Source organism: Niallia sp. RD1, from assembly GCF_024219955.1.
Classification (GTDB): domain Bacteria; phylum Bacillota; class Bacilli; order Bacillales; family Cytobacillaceae; genus Niallia; species Niallia alba.
Genome location: NZ_CP100420.1, coordinates 1245166 through 1265392, shown reverse-complemented (window position 1 = coordinate 1265392; position 20227 = coordinate 1245166). Strand labels below are relative to the sequence as shown.

Here is a 20227-nt window from a genome sequence, read left to right as displayed (position 1 = left end):
CAAAAGTAAATGGATGCGTCTTGCATCATTATCGGCTAAAAAAGATAAAGGAGGACCATATGTATAAATGGAAAGGCTTGATTATTATTTGTATCTGTTTCTTTCTTCTAGCGGGCTGTTCCTCGGAGAAAAGAGAAGTGAAGCTAACCGTGTCAGCCGCCGCGAGTTTAACGGATGCGATGGAGGAGCTTGTGGAGGCATTTGAATCAAGAGAACCTAATATAGCTATATCGCTAAATCTAGCATCTTCAGGAGCATTACAACAACAAATTAGTCAAGGCGCACTAGTTGACATTTTTCTCTCAGCTGCTGAAGAGCCATTTGACTATTTAAATAAACAGGGTTTGCTAGATAAGTCACATCAAGAATTATTATTACGTAATCAGTTAGTCCTGATCAAAAGAAAAGATACCTTCTCTCAATTTCACGAATTTAAGGATTTACTAGACGAACAGGTACAAGAAATTGCTATTGGGACACCAGAAAGCGTCCCAGCAGGTATTTATGCAAAACAGGCGCTCGAACATGTAGGGATATTTCATTCCCTTGAATCTAAATTAGTCTATGCAAAAGATGTTCGCCAAGTATTACAGTATGTGGAATCAGGAAGTGTTGACTTTGGTTTTGTATATGCCACAGACGTAATAGCCGCTAAGCAAGTAGAAGTAGAGCGAGTAGTCGATGAAGAATGGCATGATCCTATCCAGTATCCAATCGGAATTTTGAAAGATACCAAGCATAAGGAAGAAGCAGTCGCCTTTTATAACTTTTTGCGAAGTACAGAGGCAGACACTATTTTTGCGAAGTATGGGTTCACCACCGTAAACAAGTAAAGGAGAGTGCAGAATGAAAAGTAGCTTTTGGCAGCCTATTGAGCTCTCTTTATTAATTGCAATTAGCGCGACGCTTTTTGTAATTATATTAGGAATTGTAACGGCATGGTTCATGACGAAAAAAGAGTTTCCGGGCAAGGCGATCATAGAAGTCATTCTGCTATTACCAATTGTGTTACCACCAACAGTGATTGGTTTCCTGCTGATTATGCTATTTGGCAAGAAGGGTGTGATTGGGAAAGCTATTGATTTTTTATTTGGCGAATCCTTAATGTTTACCGTTTCGGGAGCTATCCTTGCAGCTGTTGTGGTTGCTTTCCCATTAATGTATCAATCGGTGAAAAATGGGTTTACGAGTATGAATCCATTAATAGAGGATGCAGCTCGAGTAGATGGTGCAAATAGTTGGCGTCTATTTCGACATATTTCACTACCATTATGTTCTCCCTTTCTTGTCACAGGCACAATATTAAGTTTTGCCAGAGCCTTAGGGGAATTTGGTGCAACGATTATGTTTGCAGGAAATATTCCGGGACAAACACAAACGCTTCCATTAGCGATTTATGTTGCTTTTGAATCTAACAAACTTGTACTCGCATGGAGCTGGGTGATGATGATGGTGATTATTTCTTTTGTTATGCTGCTTTTTATTCAAAAGAGGGCGCGCCGCAATTAATGCATCCATGTGTGATGTATTTCACACCTTAAGCTAGTGGAGGATGTTTTAATAAGCTTATAAGCAACCTGATTTGATGACAGGTCGGAATATGGAGGGATAAGTCTGAAATAATTATTGAAATCACTATCTCAAAAAGAATGCATGACAAATAAACCATCATTGGATGATTTTTTTAAAATTTATACGACAAAATCAAGATGCTTCTAACACATGATAACCATGGTTTTTAGCTAATAAAATCGCTTGTTCTACCGTGATTTCACGGTTTACTGGAAGAACATCCGATTTTAAATATAATTCAGCGTTATAGGCTTCTTTCTTTTGAGAATATTGTAGATAGCTGTTAAAAGCATTCGTGCAATCGCAATAATTGCTCGTTTGTGACCACGGCGTTTTCTTAGCCGTAGGTAACGGTTTCGAATTTCGGGATGTTTTTCACTTTTAACCACTGCGGTTGCACATTGCACCAAAAGTGGTTTTATGTAACATCCAGCTCTTGAAATTCTTACTGACTTTTTCTTGCCGGCACTCTCGTTATTTGTGGGTGTAAGTCCTGCCCAGGAGCATAAATGCTTAGCTGTCGGAAACACGTCCATATCAACACCTATTTCGGAAACCACGGCAATGGCGGAAAAAATGTTTTTAAAAGACGGAACAGTTAAGATTAAGTTGATTTCATCATGGTAGGACGCGGCAAGTGAAAGAATAATTTTTTCAAGATCTGCTTTACGGGCTCCAAGGTCTTCATAATGTTGTTTAATAACCTTTAATTTTTCAGCCTGTTCAGATGTAATGTATCCATCAATAGCGAGCTCGAGTTCAGGAAGTTTATGCTTCATGGAGCCATGAATTAAAGGTTCTAAATCAAATGAGGTGTCTAATGGATCCTTTAGTAGCTTCTCAATAATGTTCATGGAGCTTTTGCCGAAGGTATCCGAAACAATATTTCCAAGCTGAATATTAGACACAGTTAAACTGTTTTGAAGACGGTTTTTCTCACTCGACATAAAGTTAGTCAGCTTGAAGCGATAACGCATAAGGTCACGAAGCTGCCTAATCTCAAGTGGAGGCATAAAGCTTCCGGCTACAAGATCATGTTTAAATAAATCAGCAATCCATTTAGCATCTTTTTTATCGGTTTTTTTACCGCGGATTGCCTTGACATACTTAGGATGCGCCAAGGTGATGTTACAGGAATCTTCTAGTACATTGAACACAGGAATCCAGTATTTCCCGGTAGATTCCATACAAACATCCTGACAATCATTTTCACAAAGCCATTGTGACAGCTCAAGCAATCCTTTTGTATAGGTTGAAAAGCGATGGCGTTTGTAAGTGGTTACTCCTTTGGAAGTGGAGGCAATACAAGCCACAACAAAGGATTTGTGGACATCAATTCCACAACAAATGGGATAAACAATTTTTAAAGCCATAGGGAAAACTCCTTTATAAGATTTATAGGGATAGACAACATTGACTGATTGCCCAGCGATAAACGAGTAATGTTTATACAAAGATAAGTCTGCGTGCTCGAAGTCACACTTATTTGTGCTTGGAAAGGCAATCTACACATATAAAAATGCGGTCACTCCACAACTGGAGCAGCCCACTCACCTCCGCGTGATTTGTAGTTGATTGGTATCCCTATGGCTATAGATTTGCCAAAATAACGCTCAGTGCAAACTTGTTTCATTACGTTTTGTGCCTTGAGCGAAGCGAAAGGAATGGATATAAAGATGAAGAAAAAACCATCTCCACTTTGGCAACGATTAAACTATTTGAAACCAAAAGAAACATATAGCAATAACCATAGTCAATTACAAGAAGGAGACCGGGATTGGGAAAATGTGTATCGCAGAAGATGGCAGCATGATAAAGTAATCCGTTCCACTCATGGAGTGAACTGTACGGGTTCTTGCAGCTGGAACATCTTTGTGAAAGACGGCATTGTGACATGGGAAGGGCAAAATGTGGATTATCCAACAACAGGACCAGACATGCCGGAATTTGAGCCAAGGGGCTGTCCGCGAGGTGCAAGTTTTTCCTGGTATTTATATAGCCCGTTGCGTGTGAAGTATCCTTATATTCGTAAAAAGCTACTATATTTATGGCGAGAGGCCATAGCGGAACACAAGAAACCATTAGATGCTTGGAAAAGCATTGTGGAAGATAAAGAAAAGGCCAATCAGTATAAAAGTGTTCGCGGAAAAGGCGGATTAGTACGGGCTGATTGGGAAGAAGTTACGCAAATTATTGCAGCGGCTGTTTTGTATACAACGGTAAAATACGGATCTGATCGTAATGTTGGCTTTTCTCCAATTCCAGCGATGTCCATGGTGAGTCATGCAGCGGGAAGCCGCTTTATGTCCCTAATAGGAGGACCGATGCTTAGCTTTTATGACTGGTATGCGGATTTGCCACCTGCATCTCCACAAATTTGGGGAGATCAGACAGATGTTCCAGAAAGCTCTGATTGGTTTAATGCTGGCTATATTATGACATGGGGCTCTAATGTTCCCTTAACACGTACACCAGATGCTCACTTCCTTGCCGAGGCAAGATATAAAGGAACAAAAGTGGTTTCTGTTAGTCCAGACTATGCGGAATCAACCAAATTCTCTGATGACTGGATGGCTGTCAAGCAAGGGACGGATGGTGCGGTAGCCATGGCAATGGGACATGTTATTTTAAATGAGTTTTATCATAAAAAACAAATACCATACTTTGAATCTTATGCGAAACAATATACTGATTTTCCTTTCGCCGTTCGTTTGAAAAAAGTGGGATCAAGCTATCAGGCTGACCGCTTTTTACATGCAAAGGATCTAGGCCTTTCTGGTGAGCATAATGAGTGGAAGCCTGCTATGTATAATGAGCGCACGGGGAATTTTGCTATTCCACAAGGAACAATAGGTTCGCGATGGGATAAAAAAGGGAAATGGAATCTGCATTTAGTGGATGAATATACAGGAGAAGCAATTGATCCAAAGCTAAGCTTTCTAGGGCTTGAAGATGAGGTGATGGAAATTCAATTACCCTACTTTGATGCAGAAAAGCGTTCCGTTATGAATCGTGCCGTTCCAGTAAAAGCAGTTGAATTAAATGGGCAAACAGAATATATCACAACAGTTTATGATCTTATGCTTGCTAATTACGGAATTGATCGAGGCATCGGTGGAGAAGTCGCGCAATCCTATGATGACATGGCGCCTTTTACTCCAGCATGGCAAGAGAGTATTAGTAATGTCGATCGAAACTTAGTTATTAAAATCGCGAAAGAATTTGCCCAAAATGCTATCGATACAAAAGGTCGTTCTATGATTATTATGGGTGCTGGTATTAACCATTGGTTCCATTCTGACACTATCTATCGTGCCATCATCAACTTAATTTTAATGGTAGGTGCGCAAGGAGTAAATGGGGGAGGCTGGGCACATTATGTAGGGCAAGAAAAGCTTCGACCAGCAGAAGGATGGAATACCTTAGCTACAGCAAAAGATTGGCAGGCACCGCCAAAACTGCAAAATGGGACATCATTTTTTTATTTTGCTACAGACCAGTGGCGTTATGAAGAAACGTCTGTTAATGAGATAACGGCTGCTACAGTAGAGAAAGCAAGATATGACCATCATGGGGATTATAATGTGCTAGCGGCTCGATTAGGATGGCTGCCATCCTATCCAACATTTAATAAGAATGGCATTGCTATTTATAAAGAGGCAGTGGTGAAGGGCTGTCAAACCCAAGAGGAAATTGCGCAATATGTAGCAAAAGAGTTGATGAATAAATCATTGCAATTTGCGATAGAAGACCCAGATAATCCAGTCAATTTTCCTCGTACGTTATTTGTTTGGCGTGCCAATTTAATCTCAAGCTCTGGAAAAGGGCATGAATATTTTCTAAAACATTTACTTGGAACAACACACGGATTGTTGAATGATGATCAATCTAGTATTCGACCAGCTGAAATAAAATGGCGGGAAGAAGCACCAGAAGGAAAATTGGATCTTTTAATCGATCTTGATTTCCGGATGGCAGGAACGGGATTGTATTCCGATATTATCTTACCAGCTGCGACCTGGTATGAAAAATTTGATTTATCAAGCACAGATATGCATCCATTTGTACATCCATTTAATCCAGCGGTTGCTACGCCTTGGGAATCGAAGTCAGATTGGGATATTTTCAAGAAGCTAGCAAAAGGGGTTTCAGAGCTAGCCGAACAAATCGATATGGACGTAATTAAAGAGGTTGTAGCTACACCGCTGCAGCACGATACTCCACAAGAAATGGCCCAGCCTTTTGGGGAGATTAAAGATTGGTCCAAAGGTGATTGTGAAGCAATTCCAGGGCGAACCATGCCAAATATTCATGTGGTAGAACGAGATTATAAGCAGGTTTATAAAAAAATGACCTCTCTAGGACCGAATGTTGCCAAAAACCCATATGGCGGCAAAGGGATAAGCTGGTCCATGGAAAAAGAGTATGAACAAGTCAAGCATGCAATTGGTGTAGTAGAAGAAGAAGGCATTTCCAAAGGTCTCCCAAATATTGAAAGTGCAAGAGACGCTTGTCAGGCCATTCTCATGATGTCATCTACGACAAACGGCAAAATCGCAGTCAAAGCTTGGGAATCACTGGAACAGCAAACAAGCTTGGAGTTAAAGGATTTAGCTGCAGAGCGTGAAGAAGATCTATTTACATTAGAACAAATTAATGCACAACCAAAAACGGTCATTACGTCACCTGCCTTTACTGGTTCGGAAAAAGGCGGGAGACGGTATTCACCATTTACAACAAATATTGAGCGAATGATTCCTTTCCATACCCTTACAGGAAGACAGTCCTTTTATTTAGATCATGAGATGATGAAGGAATTTGGGGAAGAGATGGCGACATTTAAGCCAATGCTCCACCATACACCTTTTCAGCAAGATCGTCCAAAAGTGGAAGGAAAAGAAATTACGTTAAATTATCTAACACCACATAATAAATGGTCTATTCACAGTATGTATTATGATGCACAGCCGATGCTGACATTGTTTAGAGGTGGACCAACGATATGGATGAACAAGGAAGATGCCAAAGAAGTAGATATAGAAGATAACGATTGGATTGAATGCTTTAACCGAAATGGTGTGGTCGTTGCCAGAGCGGTTGTCTCTCATCGAATTCCTAGAAGTGTTGCCTTTATGTACCATGCTCAAGACAGACATATTCACGTTCCTGGCACAAATCTTACGAAAAACCGAGGAGGGACACATAATAGTCCTACGCGAATCCATGTTAAGCCAACGCATATGATTGGTGGCTATGGCCAACTAAGCTATGGATTTAACTATTATGGACCAACTGGAAACCAACGGGATTTACATGTCGTCATTAGAAAGATGAAGGAGGTGGAGTGGCTTGAAGATTAAAGCACAAATTGGCATGGTGATGAATTTAGATAAATGTATTGGCTGTCATACATGTAGTGTGACATGCAAAAATACGTGGACCAATCGCCCTGGCGCAGAATATATGTACTTTAATAATGTCGAAACAAAACCTGGAATCGGCTATCCGAAACAATGGGAAGACCAAGAGAAATATAAAGGCGGCTGGGAGCTGGATAAAAAGGGTGAACTAAAACTGAAATCAGGTTCTAAAGTAAATCGATTATTCAGCCTTTTCTATAACCCAAATCAACCAGAAATTGATGATTATTATGAACCATGGAATTATGATTATGAAACATTGACAAACAGTCCAGAACGTAAGCATCAACCTATTGCCCGAGCAAAGTCAGCTATCACTGGCGAGTTTATGGATTTAGAGTGGGGACCGAACTGGGAAGATGACCTTGCTGGCGGGCATATAACTGGTTTACGTGATCCAAATGTTGTGCAAATGGAGGAATCAATAAAAACGGAGTTTGAAGATGTATTTATGATGTACTTGCCGCGTATATGTGAACATTGCATTAACGCACCTTGTGTGAGCTCTTGTCCATCCGGTGCGATGTATAAACGTGATGAAGATGGCATTGTACTTGTAGATCAGAATGCTTGTCGTGCTTGGAGACAATGCGTCAGCTCCTGTCCATATAAAAAAGTGTACTTTAACTGGAAAACAAGTAAAGCGGAGAAATGTACATTATGCTATCCAAGAATTGAAAATGGCCAGCCAACGATTTGCTCCGAAACATGTGTTGGCAGAATCCGTTATATCGGGGTCATGCTCTATGATGCTGATAAAGTATTGGAGGCAGCTTCTGTTAAAGAAGAGAAAGAATTGTATCAGGCACAATTAGATATTTTCTTAGATCCAAATGACCCAGAAGTAGTGAAGGAAGCGAAAAAAGAAGGCATCCCAATGGATTGGATTGAAGCGGCGCAGCAATCTCCATTATATAAAATGATCATCGACTGGAAGATTGCTTTACCATTACACCCAGAATACCGAACAATGCCAATGGTGTGGTATATTCCACCACTTAGCCCAGTTATGAATATGATAGAAGGAAAAGGCAGTCAAGCAGATACAGAAGATATCTTCCCGGCTATTGACGAAATGCGCATTCCGATTGAATATCTAGCTAATTTATTAACTGCTGGGGATACGGCTCATATTCGTACTGTATTAAAGAAAATGGCAGTTATGCGTAGCTATATGCGGGCCGAACAAACAGGGAAATCCTTTGATGTCTCTATTATTGAAGAGCTGGGACTCGAGGAAAACGACATTAAAAAGATGTACCGACTGCTAGCCATTGCTAAATATAATGATCGCTTTGTTATTCCTAAAAGCCATAAGGAAGATATAGCAGATCTTTACTATGACCAAGGCGCTTGTGGATTAGATTTTGCTAGCGGGCCTGGCGCCTGTGGCGTCTTGTCTTGATAAATGGTTCCACCCTTTCACGAGGAGAATAAATGATTAGAGCAAATATGAATGAAGGGAATTGCGTGGGGAAACCACAATCCTAGGAATCTGTAGCTGCTAGAATTTCGCGGAAACAGCATAAGCATAAGCTGGGAAAGGGCGCCACAATCTATAGCAGCGCCCGCCCTATTCGAGATAGGCAATGGATTACTAGCCACACAATAAACCTGCTTTGCGATAATAAGTAACCTGACAAAAAGGATGAACAAACATGAAACAAACAGAGCTTTATCAAATGCTAGCATTTTTATTACGCTATCCAAATGAAGAATTTAGGCAGATTCTACTTGGATTAACAGCAGAAATACAGGAAGTGGGCGACACGAGAATTCGTCAAAAACTGTTTCAATTTATAGAGCTGGTAGAGCAAACACCATTGGATGATTGGATTAATCATTATGTAAGCCAATTTGACTTTGACCGGAAAACAAATCTTTACGTTACGTATTTTAAAAATGGTGAACAAAAGGAGCGAGGCTTAGAGCTTCTAAAACTAAAAAAATTTTATCAGGCAGCCGGCTTTGACATTGTTGAAACAGAACTGCCAGATTATATACCGTTAATGCTTGAATTTTCTGCACAGGTTTCAGCTGATATCAGACAAGAGCTTTGGAAAATGCATGAACAAGCAATTTGGGAAATTAGAGAAACTCTCTTATCAATTAAAAGCTTTTATGGCTTACTTTTTGATGTTTTGATTCAGCTGTTTGAACAAGATGGCCTCGAGCATCATCTGACAGCCGAAAAGCAAACTCCTATACCAAATTTAGAAGATCAAGCTATTCTTGCAAAGATGCGAGATCAATTAATTAAGAACCAGCTAGGATAAGAGATATTAGCTGGAAGAAAAGGAGTAACCAATATGAACTCACTCAATTTATTACTTTGGGGAGTTTTCCCTTATATTGTCCTGACCATTTTTATTGGCGGTTTAATTTATCGTTATCAAAAGGATCAATTTGGTTGGACAACAAAGTCTAGTGAAATTTTTGAAAAAAAGCGACTGCGAATTGGATCGCTCATGTTCCACTGGGGGTTATTTTTTGTCTTGGGCGGCCACATTGCAGGGCTGATTGTTCCAGTATCTTTCTATAATGCTTTTGGTATTTCTGAGCACTTTTACCATAGAATTGCCCTAATCTTTGGGTTACCTGCAGGAATTGTTGCTTTTATTGGGATTCTGTTGCTTGCCCACCGCAGGTTTAGTGTGAAACGTATTAAAGCGACCTCTTCGATTGGCGATTGGGTAGCATTAATCTTGGTCATCATTGTTATTTTTACAGGATTATTAGCAACAAGCATGAACGTCGATTCACAAGGATTTGATTACCGGACAACGATCGCGCCGTGGCTTAGAGGTTTATTCGTTTTTCGTATGCAGCCTGAGCTAATGGCTGAAGTACCCATTTGGTTTAAAATCCATATTTACACAACATTTGCTTTATATGTTTCTTGGCCGTTTACTCGATTAGTTCATGCATTTAGTTTTCCGCTTCGTTATTTAAGTAGAAATTATGTGATTTATAAACGAAGAGTTCAACGTAAGGCTGGATGAGATGGGAAGCACCTATCATAGTGAAATAATTTTACAAATAAGGTTGGGATGAGGATGAACCATCAGGACATTCTTTTATTGGGGGCAGAGCTCGATAAAACACTCCAAGAGAATAACATGGCACAAGCAAAAGATATCGTGAGCCAGTTGGAACCTCATTACGAGGCGAGATCACAGGAGTTTTCCGTATCGAATCAATTAACCATTGCGTTGTCACTTGCAAAGTATTTTCGAAAAAGGAACCAGTATGATAAATCGGCTCATTATAGCAGACAGGCAATTCAACAAGCAAAAATAGGAAAGCTCGGACTAACTAGACCACTGGTTGACGCGTATTTAAACTATGCAAAACTAGAAAAAGATTATAACCAGATTGACAATGCTAGAAAACTATTAGCAACACTGTTGATGCAGCTAGAGAAAAATAAGGTAGAAGATAACTATATATTTGGTCTCGTCTATCATTTGTTAGCACAAATTGGCTTTCAAGATCTGGCCTTTGATACGGCTGTTGAACAATTTAAAGAAGCATTAACCTGCTTTCGGAAAGTAATTCCTGAAGAGCATCCTATTATCTATCAGACTATTAATGAATTGACAGAGACGTATATTCGCATGGAGCATTATCAGGACGCCTTGTATCTTCAAGAGAAGACCTTACAAGATTACCAAAAGACAGATGACAAGTTAACCCAAGCCTTGATCCTGTTACGGATGGGAGAAATCTACTTTTATCTTGATTTGAAAAAGGCAAGGAAAGCAATATCGCAATCGCTGGCATTTTTGAAAGCCCTTGAACAGCCACTGTTGCTTTACCAAGCAAAGGCGAATTTGCTATTAGCAGAGCTGGAGGAGAATCTAGCAAATGCTCCACGTTCTATCAATTATTATAAGAGAAGCCTTAAACAGCTGGAACAAGTTCATGAGCAAGAGCACTTCATGGTTGTCTATGCCTATTCAAAAATCGGAACGTTACTTATGAAGGTAAACCAATTAGAGGACGCCAAATACTACTTGGAGAAAGGGTTGCCGTTAACGAAAGGCCATCCCCGTATTCAAATGCAATTCCTTTATGCACTCGGGAAGATTTATTCGAAAGAACAGTCGTATGAACAAGCGAGAAATCTATATCAAGCTTTCCTAGATCAATTGGAAAAGGCAAATAAAAAACAATCGAAGGCATATGCAGATACATTACAAGCAATTGGATTTAATTTTATTCAACAAAACGATATGGAAAAAGCTTTTATCTGCTATCAAGAAGCCATTGATATTTATCAAAGCCTTAGACCGGTTAGTAAGGATTCCTTAGGATTTGCAAGTATTCGTCTTGCTTATTGTTATGAACAAAAGGCTGAAAAGGACATTGCAAAAGCAAGTGAGTGGTACCAGTATGGCGTAGAACAGATAGAAAAGCTAAAAGATAAGGCACTCTCTGAAGAGGCACTCGCAGCAGTAATTGATTTTTACCAGCGTCATGATTTTCCAAAGCAGCAGTCTTACTATGAAAACAAGCTAGTCAAATTGCAAGTAAACAGCTGAGAAGTATTATCGTATAAAAGAGAAGAAAGCGATCAAATATGAGGTTACAACCAACAGAGGAGAATTTAGCATGTTACAGGATAGGCTCGGTCGTCCATTACAAGATTTACGTATATCAGTTATTGATCGATGTAACTTTCGTTGTACGTATTGTATGCCAAGGGAAATCTTCGGTAAAGACTTTTCTTTCTTGCCCAAAGACCAGTTGCTAAGTTTTGAGGAGATTGAACGATTAGCTAAACTATTTGTTCAATTAGGCGTAAGGAAAATTCGTTTAACAGGCGGGGAACCTTTATTACGAAGAGACATTGCAACCCTAATTGAGAAGTTAGCTGCTATTGATGGGTTAGAGGATATTGGCTTGACAACAAATGGAATGCTGCTAGGGAAAATGGCAAAAAGTTTGAAGCAAGCAGGTTTAGAACGTGTGAATGTGAGCTTGGATGCATTAGATGATAAAGTTTTTCAATCAATTAACGATAGCGGTATACCGACTAAAAAAATATTAGACTCCATTGAACAGGCACGAAAGGCTGGACTCAGTGTAAAAGTGAATATGGTTGTCAAAAAGGGAATGAATGATCAACAAGTAATCCCAATGGCAAAATACTTTAAAGAACAGGAAATACCATTGCGATACATTGAGTTTATGGATGTTGGCCAAACAAATGGTTGGGATTTCAGCCAGGTGCTAACGAAAAAACAGCTGTTTGAGCAATTAAGCCATCATTTTGAGCTGGAACCTGTGGATTCTGCCTATATAGGAGAAGTGGCAAAGCGTTATCGTTATGTTGGAACTAATGCAGAGGTTGGATTCATTACGTCAGTTTCTGAATCCTTTTGTTCTACATGCACACGAGCCAGGCTAGCAGCAGATGGGAAGTTTTATACCTGTTTATTTGCAAGCGGCGGGCTCGATCTTCGAACATTATTACGTTCTAATGCAGATGACCAGACAATTTTACAATCAATTGTGCCAACATGGAAAAACAGAAACGACCGCTATTCAGATGAACGGACGGAAGAGTCAGCGAAGTATAGAAAGAAAATGGAGATGTCCTATATTGGTGGATAGATCAATAAAGGAGAGCAAAGCGATGAATAATCGATATTCCAGACAAATACGTTTTCAGCCAATTGGCGAGCATGGACAAGAGCAAATGGCGAAAAAGCACGTATTAATAGTAGGGTGTGGAGCTTTAGGATCGGCTAATGCAGAAGCACTTGTCCGCGCGGGAGTTGGGGAAGTATCTATTGTGGATCGAGATTATGTAGAAGAGAGTAATTTACAACGCCAGCATCTGTTTACGGAAAAAGATGTAGAGCAGCAGCTCCCTAAGGCAATTGCAGCTCAACAACACCTGCGGGAAATAAATCAGTGTATAAAGATCCATGCACATGTGATGGATGTAACAGGTGAAACGCTTGAGTCATTAATAAAAGATGTGGATCTGGTAATGGACGCAACTGACAATTTTGATACTCGATTTATCTTGAATGATGCGTTGCACCAGCATAGGATACCTTGGATTTTTGGTGCCTGTGTCGGTGCTACGGGAATGAGCTATACGGTTATTCCAAATGAAACACCTTGCTTACGTTGTTTGCTTGACGCCATACCGGTAGCAGGTGTGACATGTGATGCAGTTGGAATCATTGGTCCTGCCGTGCAAATGGTTGTAGCACATCAAACAGCTGAAGCATTGAAGCTCCTAACAGGTGCAGCAGGTAAACAACGAGCCACTTATTTAACGTTTGATCTCTGGAATAACCTTTATCAAACGATTAGAGTGGAGGGAGTAAAGCGGGATGAGTGCCTTACTTGTGGGATGACCCCGACATATCCAGCATTAGCATACCAAAATCAGGTGAAGACGGAAGTCTTGTGTGGAAGAGATACGGTCCAGCTTAGGGCGAGTACATCACACTCCTTAGCAGCATTAGCAGCCCGATTTCAAGTATTTACAAGTGTAAAACAGAATGAATATCTAGTATCGATTACGTACCAGTCCTATCGAATTGTCTTTTTCCTTGATGGGAGAACATTAATACATGGCACTAATTCCGTTACAGAAGCGAAAAAAATTTACTATCAGCTAGTAGGTTAAGGGGGGATAATGATGGAACGGCGAGAACCAATAAAAGTTACAGAAGCAATTGAACGAGTCATGCAATATGGGGCAGCAGGCGACATTGAACATATAGCATTGGAACAAAGTATGGATCGAGTTCTGGCAGAAGATGTTCTGGCCGATCATGATGTGCCCCCATTTGATCGTTCGCCATATGATGGATATGCTATTCGCTCCAGTGACACTTGCAGAGCATCAACAGAAAATCCTATCACACTATCTGTTATCGGCCATATTGGCGCCGGGGAAGTTTTTGCAAATACCGTTAGGGAAAATCAAGCGGTCCGGATTATGACAGGAGGGCCGATTCCTGTTGGATGTGATGCTGTTATCATGCTAGAACTAGTAGAGGAAGTATCCGAGCACAAGATTTGCATAAAACGTAAAGTGAAGCCGAATGATAACATTTCCTTTCAAGGCGAAGATACAACAAAGAATGATGCCATTGTTAGAAAAGGAACTCGAATTAACCCAGGAATTGTCGCACTACTTGCCACATTTGGCTATAAGCAAGTCCCTGTAGCAAAAAAGCCGACTGTAGGAGTGATTGCGACAGGCAGTGAATTACTAGAAGTAGATGAACCACTTGTACTAGGGAAAATTAGAAATAGTAACGCATATATGATTATGGCCCAATTAGAACGAGCTGGCGCAAAGGCAATCTATTTCGGTCAATTTATCGATGATTTAGAAGTATGTTATAACCAAGTAAATACAGCGATTGAACAGGTGGACTTTTTAATAACAACAGGTGGTGTGTCAGTAGGGGATTATGATTACTTGCCAGAGATTTATCGGAGAATGGGAGCAAATGTATTATTTAATAAGGTAGGGATGCGACCGGGCAGTGTAACAACTGTTGCCGAATTAGCTGGCAAACTGTTATTCGGGTTATCTGGTAATCCATCTGCGTGCTATGTCGGCTTTGAGCTTTTTGTAAGACCAGTGCTCCAGTTCTTTTTAGGAAATCCACTAGCCTATAATAAAGCAATCCAAGCTAGGCTTGGATTGGATTTTGCAAAGCCAAATCCATTTGATCGATTTGTGCGCGGCAAGCTTTATTTTACCGAAGCACAACCTGTTGTCACGCCGATCGGGCTAGATAAATCAAATGTCGTTTCCTCATTAGGAGAAGCAGATGTATTGATTGTATTACCAGGAGGCACAAGGGGATATGAACAAGGAAGCAGTGTGGTTGCCTTATTACTCGAATATGCAGAAGGGGATGCCGAGTTCTTAAACAATTATCAATTAAAGGAGAGACAGCATGGACACTAAGCGTTACAAAATCGTGGATCAGCCTATTGCAATCGATGAACTTATTGACAAAGTAACGCGTCCTGAGGCAGGTGCCATTACAACATTTATTGGAACGGTAAGGGAATGGACGAAAGGAAAGCGTACCATCTATTTACAATACGAAGCATATATTCCAATGGCAATAAAAATGTTGGAACAAATTGGACATGAGATAACGGAAAAATGGCCGAATACCGAAATTGCAATCACCCATCGAATTGGTAGATTAGAAATTACGGATATTGCCGTCGTAATAGCGGTTTCTTCCCCGCATCGTGAAGCTGCATACCAGGCAAATCAGTATGCGATTGAACGAATTAAGCAAATAGTACCAATATGGAAAAAAGAGCATTGGGAAAACGGCGAAACATGGATTGGAGATCAGCTCGAGCAAATCCCCTATCATGATCCATGGTCAACAAACGAGGGAGGCATTTAAAATGAAAATATTGGTGTTTGCACATTTACAAGAGCAGCTTGGCACATCAGAATTAGAGCTGGATTGGGAAGCACAGACGGTTCAGACATTTAAAGAAGCCTTTCAACAAAGCTATGGGATTGATTCTTTAGACCAGGTCATGATTGCCGTAAATGAAGAATTCGCAAGGGGCCAAGCTATGATCCAAAAAGATGATGTAGTGGCACTCATTCCGCCAGTCAGCGGCGGGTGAAGCAGTTAGTTCAATTGATATTAAAGGATGATAGCACATGCAATGTGTACAAATTATCGGTTATAAAAATCGTGGGAAAACCACTTTAGTAGAGCATTTAATAGGATACTTTTCAAAATACCATTACCAAGTGGCAGCAATCAAGCACCATGGACATGGAGGCCCTCCTTTAGGGTGGGAGAAGACAGATAATGCAAAACATCTTCAAGCAGGAGCAGATTTTGCTGGTGTGCAAGGAGAAAACCTGCTGCAAATTGCGACAAATAAGGAATGGAATCTAGATGTAATTTTACAATTATACACGCTATTAAACGTAGATATTCTATTTATAGAAGGATACAAGCATGAACCAAAGCCGAAAATTGTGCTAATTGGGGAGCAAGAGGATATCCATCTAATAAATAAAGTATCTAACCTGAAAGCGGTAGTTTCTAGTATTCCTTTAGAAGAAATATCTGTTCCGATATTTAAGCCTAATCAATTAGAAAAATTGGCCTGTTGGCTTCTGGAACAATACACGCAAAATCTGCTTCATTAATCAATATTACACATTTCCAGCGGGCAGTTTTCACAGCCGATCGCCTGACGTAAATACTCAATGTCGTGAAGGATTATTTTTCCTTGTGTATTCAAAGAAATAATATTGTTTTTCCGAAGGTCACCGAGCATGCGGTTCACACTTTCCCTTGTAGTTGCGCAGAACCTTCCTAGCTCTTGATTTGTTAAGGTCATGTCGATAAGGATGCCATCATCCACAGGGACACCGTAACTATTGGATAAGCGAATTAAGGTAGAATAGACAGCACCTTTTTTTCCATTTAATAGTAAATCGCGCAGCTTTGATTGGAATTTTCTCATGTGGTCACTTACCCAGCGCATGAATTCAAAGGTGAGTGCGCTGTTAGCCATTAATTCTTTTTCTAATTTGCTTCTTTTTATCACATAGACCTCACCGGTTTGGAGCGTTTTACAGCTTAATAGAAACTTTGGATTATCAGCAAACAGCGTTAGCTCACCGACGATATCATCTTGTTTACAAAGCCGCAGCAATAGTTCGTTTCCTTCTGCAGTAAGCTTGCTAATTTGAACTAAACCGGATTCTAGTAAATAAATTTCTTTTGCTTCTTCTCCTTCGCGGAATAGATAATGGTCTTTATATATTTTTTTCTTTGTACCAATAGACACAAGCAAATGCCGCAGTTCTGGAGAAATCATTCTTTTCCTTGATGCTTGTATTGGAATTTTCACGTGGAGACCCCCTTATCATGGTTTCATTTCCATGATAGCATGAAAAAAATGCAAGTAGCTCGTTGAAAAACTAAAACTTAATGACAATTTTTAAACAATAAGCGTCTAAGTATGGAGTGATGACATGCAGCAACCTATCGTTGGTATTTTATTGGCAGGAGGAAAATCAAGCCGCTTTGGTTCGCCGAAGATGTTTGCCGAGCATAATGGAAAAGCTTTTTATCATCATAGTCTGGATGCTATTACCCCTTTTGTTAAACATGTATACATGGTAACCCAGCCGCATTATGTAGATCAGATAAAAAGTGCAGAGGCAGATGTTTCTATCCTGATAGATTTGCCTTCTATAAAAGAAAAAGGCCCGCTTGCCGGGATATATTCTGCCATGCAGGAAAATCGAAGTACATGGTATTTAGTCATCCCTACCGATGTCCCATTTATGACAGAAGCTACGATTCATTTGATCGTAAAGGAAATCCAGCCTGGATATCAGGCAATTATTCCATCTTGTAAAGGAAGGTTACAACCTTTAGTCGGTGTATATCATGCGACCGTTGCTCCTCTCATTGAGGAAATGCTGCAAGCTGGGGACTATGCTGTTTATCAGCTCCTTCAAAAGCTAAAGGTAAAAACAGTTGAGGTGGAAGATGAAGAGCCTTTTTACAATTTGAATTATCAGCGGGATTACGATTATCTAATAAAGAAGTAGCCAAGAGTATAAATGCCTGGATAGATGCTATAAATTAGAGACAAGGAATATAAGGAAATGAACATAAATAAGGATACGAAGCAGCAATTACAGAAGCCTCTTTATAAATGGACAGTTCACGATTTATTATTGTTAATTAAATGTAAGGTATTATTAGCTAATGTTTTGCCAGTGCTGACTTCCTTTCTATTAGCACTGAACATCCTTAGAGAAGGATTTTTAGATTACTGGATGGAATTTATCTTTGTTTTACTTGGTTCAACTTTGGTAATGGGAGGAGCATTGGTACTGAATAATTGGTATGACGTGGATATTGATTCCATCATGGAGCGTACGCAAAAGCGCCCAACCGTAACAGGTAATGTGCCACTGCAGACGGTGCTTATTTTAGGAATAGGCTTCACGATAGCTGGCTTTATTTTTTTACTGATGGTGAATATGAAGACTAAGTTATTTGCGTTCATCGGTTGGTTTACGTATGTCTTTTTATATACAATGTGGTCTAAACGCCGCTATGCTTTTAATACATTGATAGGCAGTTTATCAGGGGCTGTGACCCCATTGATGGGATGGGCGGCAGTTGGGTCTATTCTTCATAAAATCCCACTTGCCTTATTTTTGCTTTTGTTTATCTGGCAAATGCCTCACACCTATGCCATCGCTATTAAAAAGTTTCAAGAGTATGCGGACGCGAAGGTAGCAATGCTGCCAGTTGTATCGGGAATAACTAAAACAAAATATCACATGTTATTTTATATTGCATGTCTGTTACCAATTCCCTTTCTCCTTGCTTCATTTGGAAAAGTATTTGTGATCGTGACATTTGTTTTCACAATGGGCTGGCTTATTTTAGCTTTATCGGGATTCTTGGTAAGAGATCAATGGAAATGGGCGCATTGGAATTTTTTATACTCTGTGAATTACTTAATGATCATATTTATTTACATGACTATCCTCACTCTTTGCTTCAAAGTTAAGTAGAGAAAAAATAAGAAGGCGAAGGATGATAGTAAATCATGGTCCTTCGCCTTTACACTTATATGAACTTAAGCGTTTATCTCCCTTTTTGCTGTACTTAAATCGTTAAATATCCCGACATAATACCGGACTTCCCCGACATTATTTTTGATGGCACTAATGGTCAACCATTGTAAATAAAAGGAGCCATCTTTTCTTTTATTCCATATTTCACCCTCCCAGAAGTCATGCTGATCAATCGATTTCCACATTTCTTGGTAAAAGGACTTGTCGTGTTTGCCCGACTGGAGGAGCACAGGAGTATTTCCTAAGGCTTCCTCTGTTGTATACCCAGTAATCCGTGAAAATGCAGAATTTACCCGTTTAATGACGCGTTTTTTATCTGTTAACATAATTGCTTCGGCTGTGTTTTCTATGATCTGCTTCTCGATGTTTTTCTCATCTTGATAATACATCCAAACTACAATAACGAAGCTAACCAATGCAAATTGGGACAATGCCATAAATCCGATCGAATATTGCCCTGTCATTTGTTCAACCGCAGTCAAAATAAGAGGTGGGAAGAACCCGCCTAAACCACCAATGGCAGAAACTATTCCATTCACAATCCCAGCTTGCTTTGGAAAGTGCAATGGAACTAATTTAAAGATCGTTCCATTCCCGATACCTGCTGTTACAGCGACAGATAATGTTCCGATCGTGTATAAAGTCAAGGTTGGGGAAAATGATAAAATGATACCTGAAGCAGTGATGCCGATAAATGTTATCATTAAAATAATATACGGGTTAAATTTATCAGCAAGCCAGCCACCAACTGGTCTTAGGAAAGTCGCAAGCGCTATGAACCCTGCCGTTCTCATTCCTGCATCAACCGTACTCAATTCAAAATGAGTAGATAAGAAATTAGGTAAATAAACGGTAAACGCCACGAAAGCTCCAAAGGTAATAAAATAGAAAAGACTTAACGCCCATAATGTCGCATTTTTGTATACAGCTTTAAATTGCTTAGATAAAGCGACATGCTCTTTACTTTCCTGCTTATCTCCTAAAAAAACAGTTAAAGCTATAAACAATAATAATAAGACAAGATACATCTGAACCGCTTTATTCCAACCGAGCATTGCTGCGATAACAGGGGCTCCGAAGGAAGTAACGGCTGTTCCAATGTTACCTACGCCATAAATTCCATTAATAAAACCATGTTTTTCTTTCGGATAATATTTTGGTAACGAGGTGACACCAATGGAAAAGACAGCTCCGCCGACTCCAAGAAATAATCCACCAATTACTAAATCTGAGAATGAATTAGCTATACTAATAAAGTAGACGGGAAATAGAAGAATAAAAAAACTAATACTAAATAATAGTCTTGCTCCATAGCGGTTTGTATAAAAGCCTATGGGAATCCGCAGGATAGAACCTAAAATAACAGGAAGCGCCGTCACTAATGACACTTGTGATGCTGTTAATGAAATATCTTCTCGAATACTAGGCATTAGGGAGGATAAGATCACCCACACCATGAATCCAATGACAAGATTAAACGTTTGCAGATTTAGTTGAATCGTTTGTTTTTTCATATGACGATATCCTTTCTTATGATTTCATATTTGTCCTCTATACAACAATAAAAAAAATTTTGCTGTCTACGTGT

General features: G+C 39.7%; 18 protein-coding genes. 15 read left to right on the top strand and 3 right to left on the bottom strand.

Annotation, left to right across the window (positions count from 1 at the left end; genetic code table 11):
• Positions 1-59 precede the first annotated feature (59 nt).
• Both modA and modB read left to right on the top strand, forming a co-directional pair.
• Positions 60-833 carry a molybdate ABC transporter substrate-binding protein gene (gene modA / locus NKG37_RS05865; protein ID WP_163186605.1) on the top strand — a complete coding sequence of 258 codons (774 nt, stop codon included), beginning with the start codon at positions 60-62 and terminating at the stop codon, positions 831-833.
• 13 nt (positions 834-846) lie between these two features.
• Entirely contained in the window at positions 847-1509 is a 663-nt protein-coding gene (gene modB, locus NKG37_RS05860) for a molybdate ABC transporter permease subunit (RefSeq protein WP_095333289.1), read from the top strand.
• A gap of 290 nt (positions 1510-1799) precedes the next feature.
• Here the strand turns inward: modB and NKG37_RS05855 are convergent, their stop codons facing one another.
• A complete protein-coding gene (locus tag NKG37_RS05855; protein ID WP_254415956.1) occupies positions 1800-2945 on the bottom strand; it encodes an IS110 family RNA-guided transposase in 1146 nt (381 codons plus the stop codon).
• A gap of 303 nt (positions 2946-3248) precedes the next feature.
• Between NKG37_RS05855 and NKG37_RS05850 the strand changes: the two genes are divergently transcribed.
• The 11 genes from NKG37_RS05850 (at position 3249) to mobB (ending at position 16176) form a co-directional block, all read left to right on the top strand.
• On the top strand, positions 3249-6932 hold the full coding sequence (locus tag NKG37_RS05850; RefSeq protein WP_163186607.1) for a nitrate reductase subunit alpha: 3684 nt from the start codon (positions 3249-3251) through the stop codon (positions 6930-6932).
• Positions 6922-8397 carry a nitrate reductase subunit beta gene (narH, locus tag NKG37_RS05845; protein ID WP_095333294.1) on the top strand — a complete coding sequence of 492 codons (1476 nt, stop codon included), beginning with the start codon at positions 6922-6924 and terminating at the stop codon, positions 8395-8397. The genes NKG37_RS05850 and narH overlap by 11 nt, the downstream gene beginning before the upstream one ends.
• A 253-nt stretch (positions 8398-8650) precedes the next feature.
• Positions 8651-9268, top strand: coding sequence for a nitrate reductase molybdenum cofactor assembly chaperone (narJ, locus tag NKG37_RS05840; protein WP_095333296.1), 618 nt, complete (start codon positions 8651-8653; stop codon positions 9266-9268).
• Positions 9269-9301: 33 nt separating this feature from the next.
• Positions 9302-9994: a respiratory nitrate reductase subunit gamma gene (gene narI / locus NKG37_RS05835; protein ID WP_095333299.1), complete on the top strand. Its 693-nt coding sequence runs from the start codon at positions 9302-9304 to the stop codon at positions 9992-9994.
• A 54-nt stretch (positions 9995-10048) separates the two neighbouring features.
• Positions 10049-11536 (top strand): tetratricopeptide repeat protein, encoded by a 1488-nt coding sequence (locus tag NKG37_RS05830; protein ID WP_254415955.1) that lies wholly within the window; start codon positions 10049-10051, stop codon positions 11534-11536.
• Between the two features lie 70 nt (positions 11537-11606).
• Positions 11607-12611: a GTP 3',8-cyclase MoaA gene (gene moaA, locus NKG37_RS05825; RefSeq protein WP_095333303.1), complete on the top strand. Its 1005-nt coding sequence runs from the start codon at positions 11607-11609 to the stop codon at positions 12609-12611.
• Between the two features lie 22 nt (positions 12612-12633).
• Entirely contained in the window at positions 12634-13644 is a 1011-nt protein-coding gene (locus NKG37_RS05820; protein WP_254415954.1) for a ThiF family adenylyltransferase, read from the top strand.
• A 9-nt stretch (positions 13645-13653) separates the two neighbouring features.
• Positions 13654-14946, top strand: a complete 1293-nt coding sequence (gene glp, locus NKG37_RS05815; protein WP_095333307.1) for a molybdopterin molybdotransferase MoeA — start codon at positions 13654-13656, stop codon at positions 14944-14946.
• Positions 14936-15406 carry a molybdenum cofactor biosynthesis protein MoaE gene (locus NKG37_RS05810; protein ID WP_095333309.1) on the top strand — a complete coding sequence of 157 codons (471 nt, stop codon included), beginning with the start codon at positions 14936-14938 and terminating at the stop codon, positions 15404-15406. Before glp ends, NKG37_RS05810 begins: the two co-directional genes overlap by 11 nt.
• Position 15407: 1 nt before the next feature.
• A complete protein-coding gene (moaD, locus tag NKG37_RS05805; RefSeq protein WP_095258333.1) occupies positions 15408-15638 on the top strand; it encodes a molybdopterin converting factor subunit 1 in 231 nt (76 codons plus the stop codon).
• Positions 15639-15675: 37 nt separating this feature from the next.
• Positions 15676-16176, top strand: coding sequence for a molybdopterin-guanine dinucleotide biosynthesis protein B (gene mobB / locus NKG37_RS05800; RefSeq protein WP_095333311.1), 501 nt, complete (start codon positions 15676-15678; stop codon positions 16174-16176).
• Here mobB and NKG37_RS05795 read toward each other — a convergent pair.
• A complete protein-coding gene (locus tag NKG37_RS05795) occupies positions 16173-16853 on the bottom strand; it encodes a Crp/Fnr family transcriptional regulator (RefSeq protein ID WP_095333327.1) in 681 nt (226 codons plus the stop codon). The genes mobB and NKG37_RS05795 overlap by 4 nt on opposite strands.
• 157 nt (positions 16854-17010) lie before the next feature.
• Between NKG37_RS05795 and NKG37_RS05790 the strand changes: the two genes are divergently transcribed.
• Together NKG37_RS05790 and cyoE are read left to right on the top strand one after the other, a co-directional pair.
• Positions 17011-17595 (top strand): molybdenum cofactor guanylyltransferase, encoded by a 585-nt coding sequence (locus tag NKG37_RS05790; protein WP_095333313.1) that lies wholly within the window; start codon positions 17011-17013, stop codon positions 17593-17595.
• 57 nt (positions 17596-17652) lie between these two features.
• Positions 17653-18576 (top strand): heme o synthase, encoded by a 924-nt coding sequence (gene cyoE / locus NKG37_RS05785; protein WP_254415953.1) that lies wholly within the window; start codon positions 17653-17655, stop codon positions 18574-18576.
• Positions 18577-18641: 65 nt separating this feature from the next.
• On the opposite strand, the gene NKG37_RS05780 is transcribed toward cyoE, so the two are convergent.
• Complete coding sequence (locus NKG37_RS05780; RefSeq protein WP_095333318.1) at positions 18642-20153, bottom strand: nitrate/nitrite transporter; 1512 nt, start codon at positions 20151-20153, stop codon at positions 18642-18644.
• Between the last annotated feature and the right edge of the window lie 74 nt (positions 20154-20227).

Excerpts from the sequence above, each read along its gene's own strand:
- mobB (WP_095333311.1), top strand. The coding sequence starts at position 15,676 with ATGCAATGTGTACAAATTATCGGTTATAAAAATCGTGGGAAAACCACT.
- moaD (WP_095258333.1), top strand. The coding sequence starts at position 15,408 with ATGAAAATATTGGTGTTTGCACATTTACAAGAGCAGCTTGGCACATCA.
- NKG37_RS05810 (WP_095333309.1), top strand. The coding sequence starts at position 14,936 with ATGGACACTAAGCGTTACAAAATCGTGGATCAGCCTATTGCAATCGAT.
- modB (WP_095333289.1), top strand. The coding sequence starts at position 847 with ATGAAAAGTAGCTTTTGGCAGCCTATTGAGCTCTCTTTATTAATTGCA.
- modA (WP_163186605.1), top strand. The coding sequence starts at position 60 with ATGTATAAATGGAAAGGCTTGATTATTATTTGTATCTGTTTCTTTCTT.
- narJ (WP_095333296.1), top strand. The coding sequence starts at position 8,651 with ATGAAACAAACAGAGCTTTATCAAATGCTAGCATTTTTATTACGCTAT.
- NKG37_RS05780 (WP_095333318.1), bottom strand. The coding sequence starts at position 20,153 with ATGAAAAAACAAACGATTCAACTAAATCTGCAAACGTTTAATCTTGTC.
- moaA (WP_095333303.1), top strand. The coding sequence starts at position 11,607 with ATGTTACAGGATAGGCTCGGTCGTCCATTACAAGATTTACGTATATCA.
- glp (WP_095333307.1), top strand. The coding sequence starts at position 13,654 with ATGATGGAACGGCGAGAACCAATAAAAGTTACAGAAGCAATTGAACGA.
- NKG37_RS05850 (WP_163186607.1), top strand. The coding sequence starts at position 3,249 with ATGAAGAAAAAACCATCTCCACTTTGGCAACGATTAAACTATTTGAAA.
- NKG37_RS05830 (WP_254415955.1), top strand. The coding sequence starts at position 10,049 with ATGAACCATCAGGACATTCTTTTATTGGGGGCAGAGCTCGATAAAACA.
- NKG37_RS05795 (WP_095333327.1), bottom strand. The coding sequence starts at position 16,853 with ATGATTTCTCCAGAACTGCGGCATTTGCTTGTGTCTATTGGTACAAAG.
- cyoE (WP_254415953.1), top strand. The coding sequence starts at position 17,653 with ATGAACATAAATAAGGATACGAAGCAGCAATTACAGAAGCCTCTTTAT.
- NKG37_RS05790 (WP_095333313.1), top strand. The coding sequence starts at position 17,011 with ATGCAGCAACCTATCGTTGGTATTTTATTGGCAGGAGGAAAATCAAGC.
- NKG37_RS05855 (WP_254415956.1), bottom strand. The coding sequence starts at position 2,945 with ATGGCTTTAAAAATTGTTTATCCCATTTGTTGTGGAATTGATGTCCAC.
- narI (WP_095333299.1), top strand. The coding sequence starts at position 9,302 with ATGAACTCACTCAATTTATTACTTTGGGGAGTTTTCCCTTATATTGTC.
- NKG37_RS05820 (WP_254415954.1), top strand. The coding sequence starts at position 12,634 with ATGAATAATCGATATTCCAGACAAATACGTTTTCAGCCAATTGGCGAG.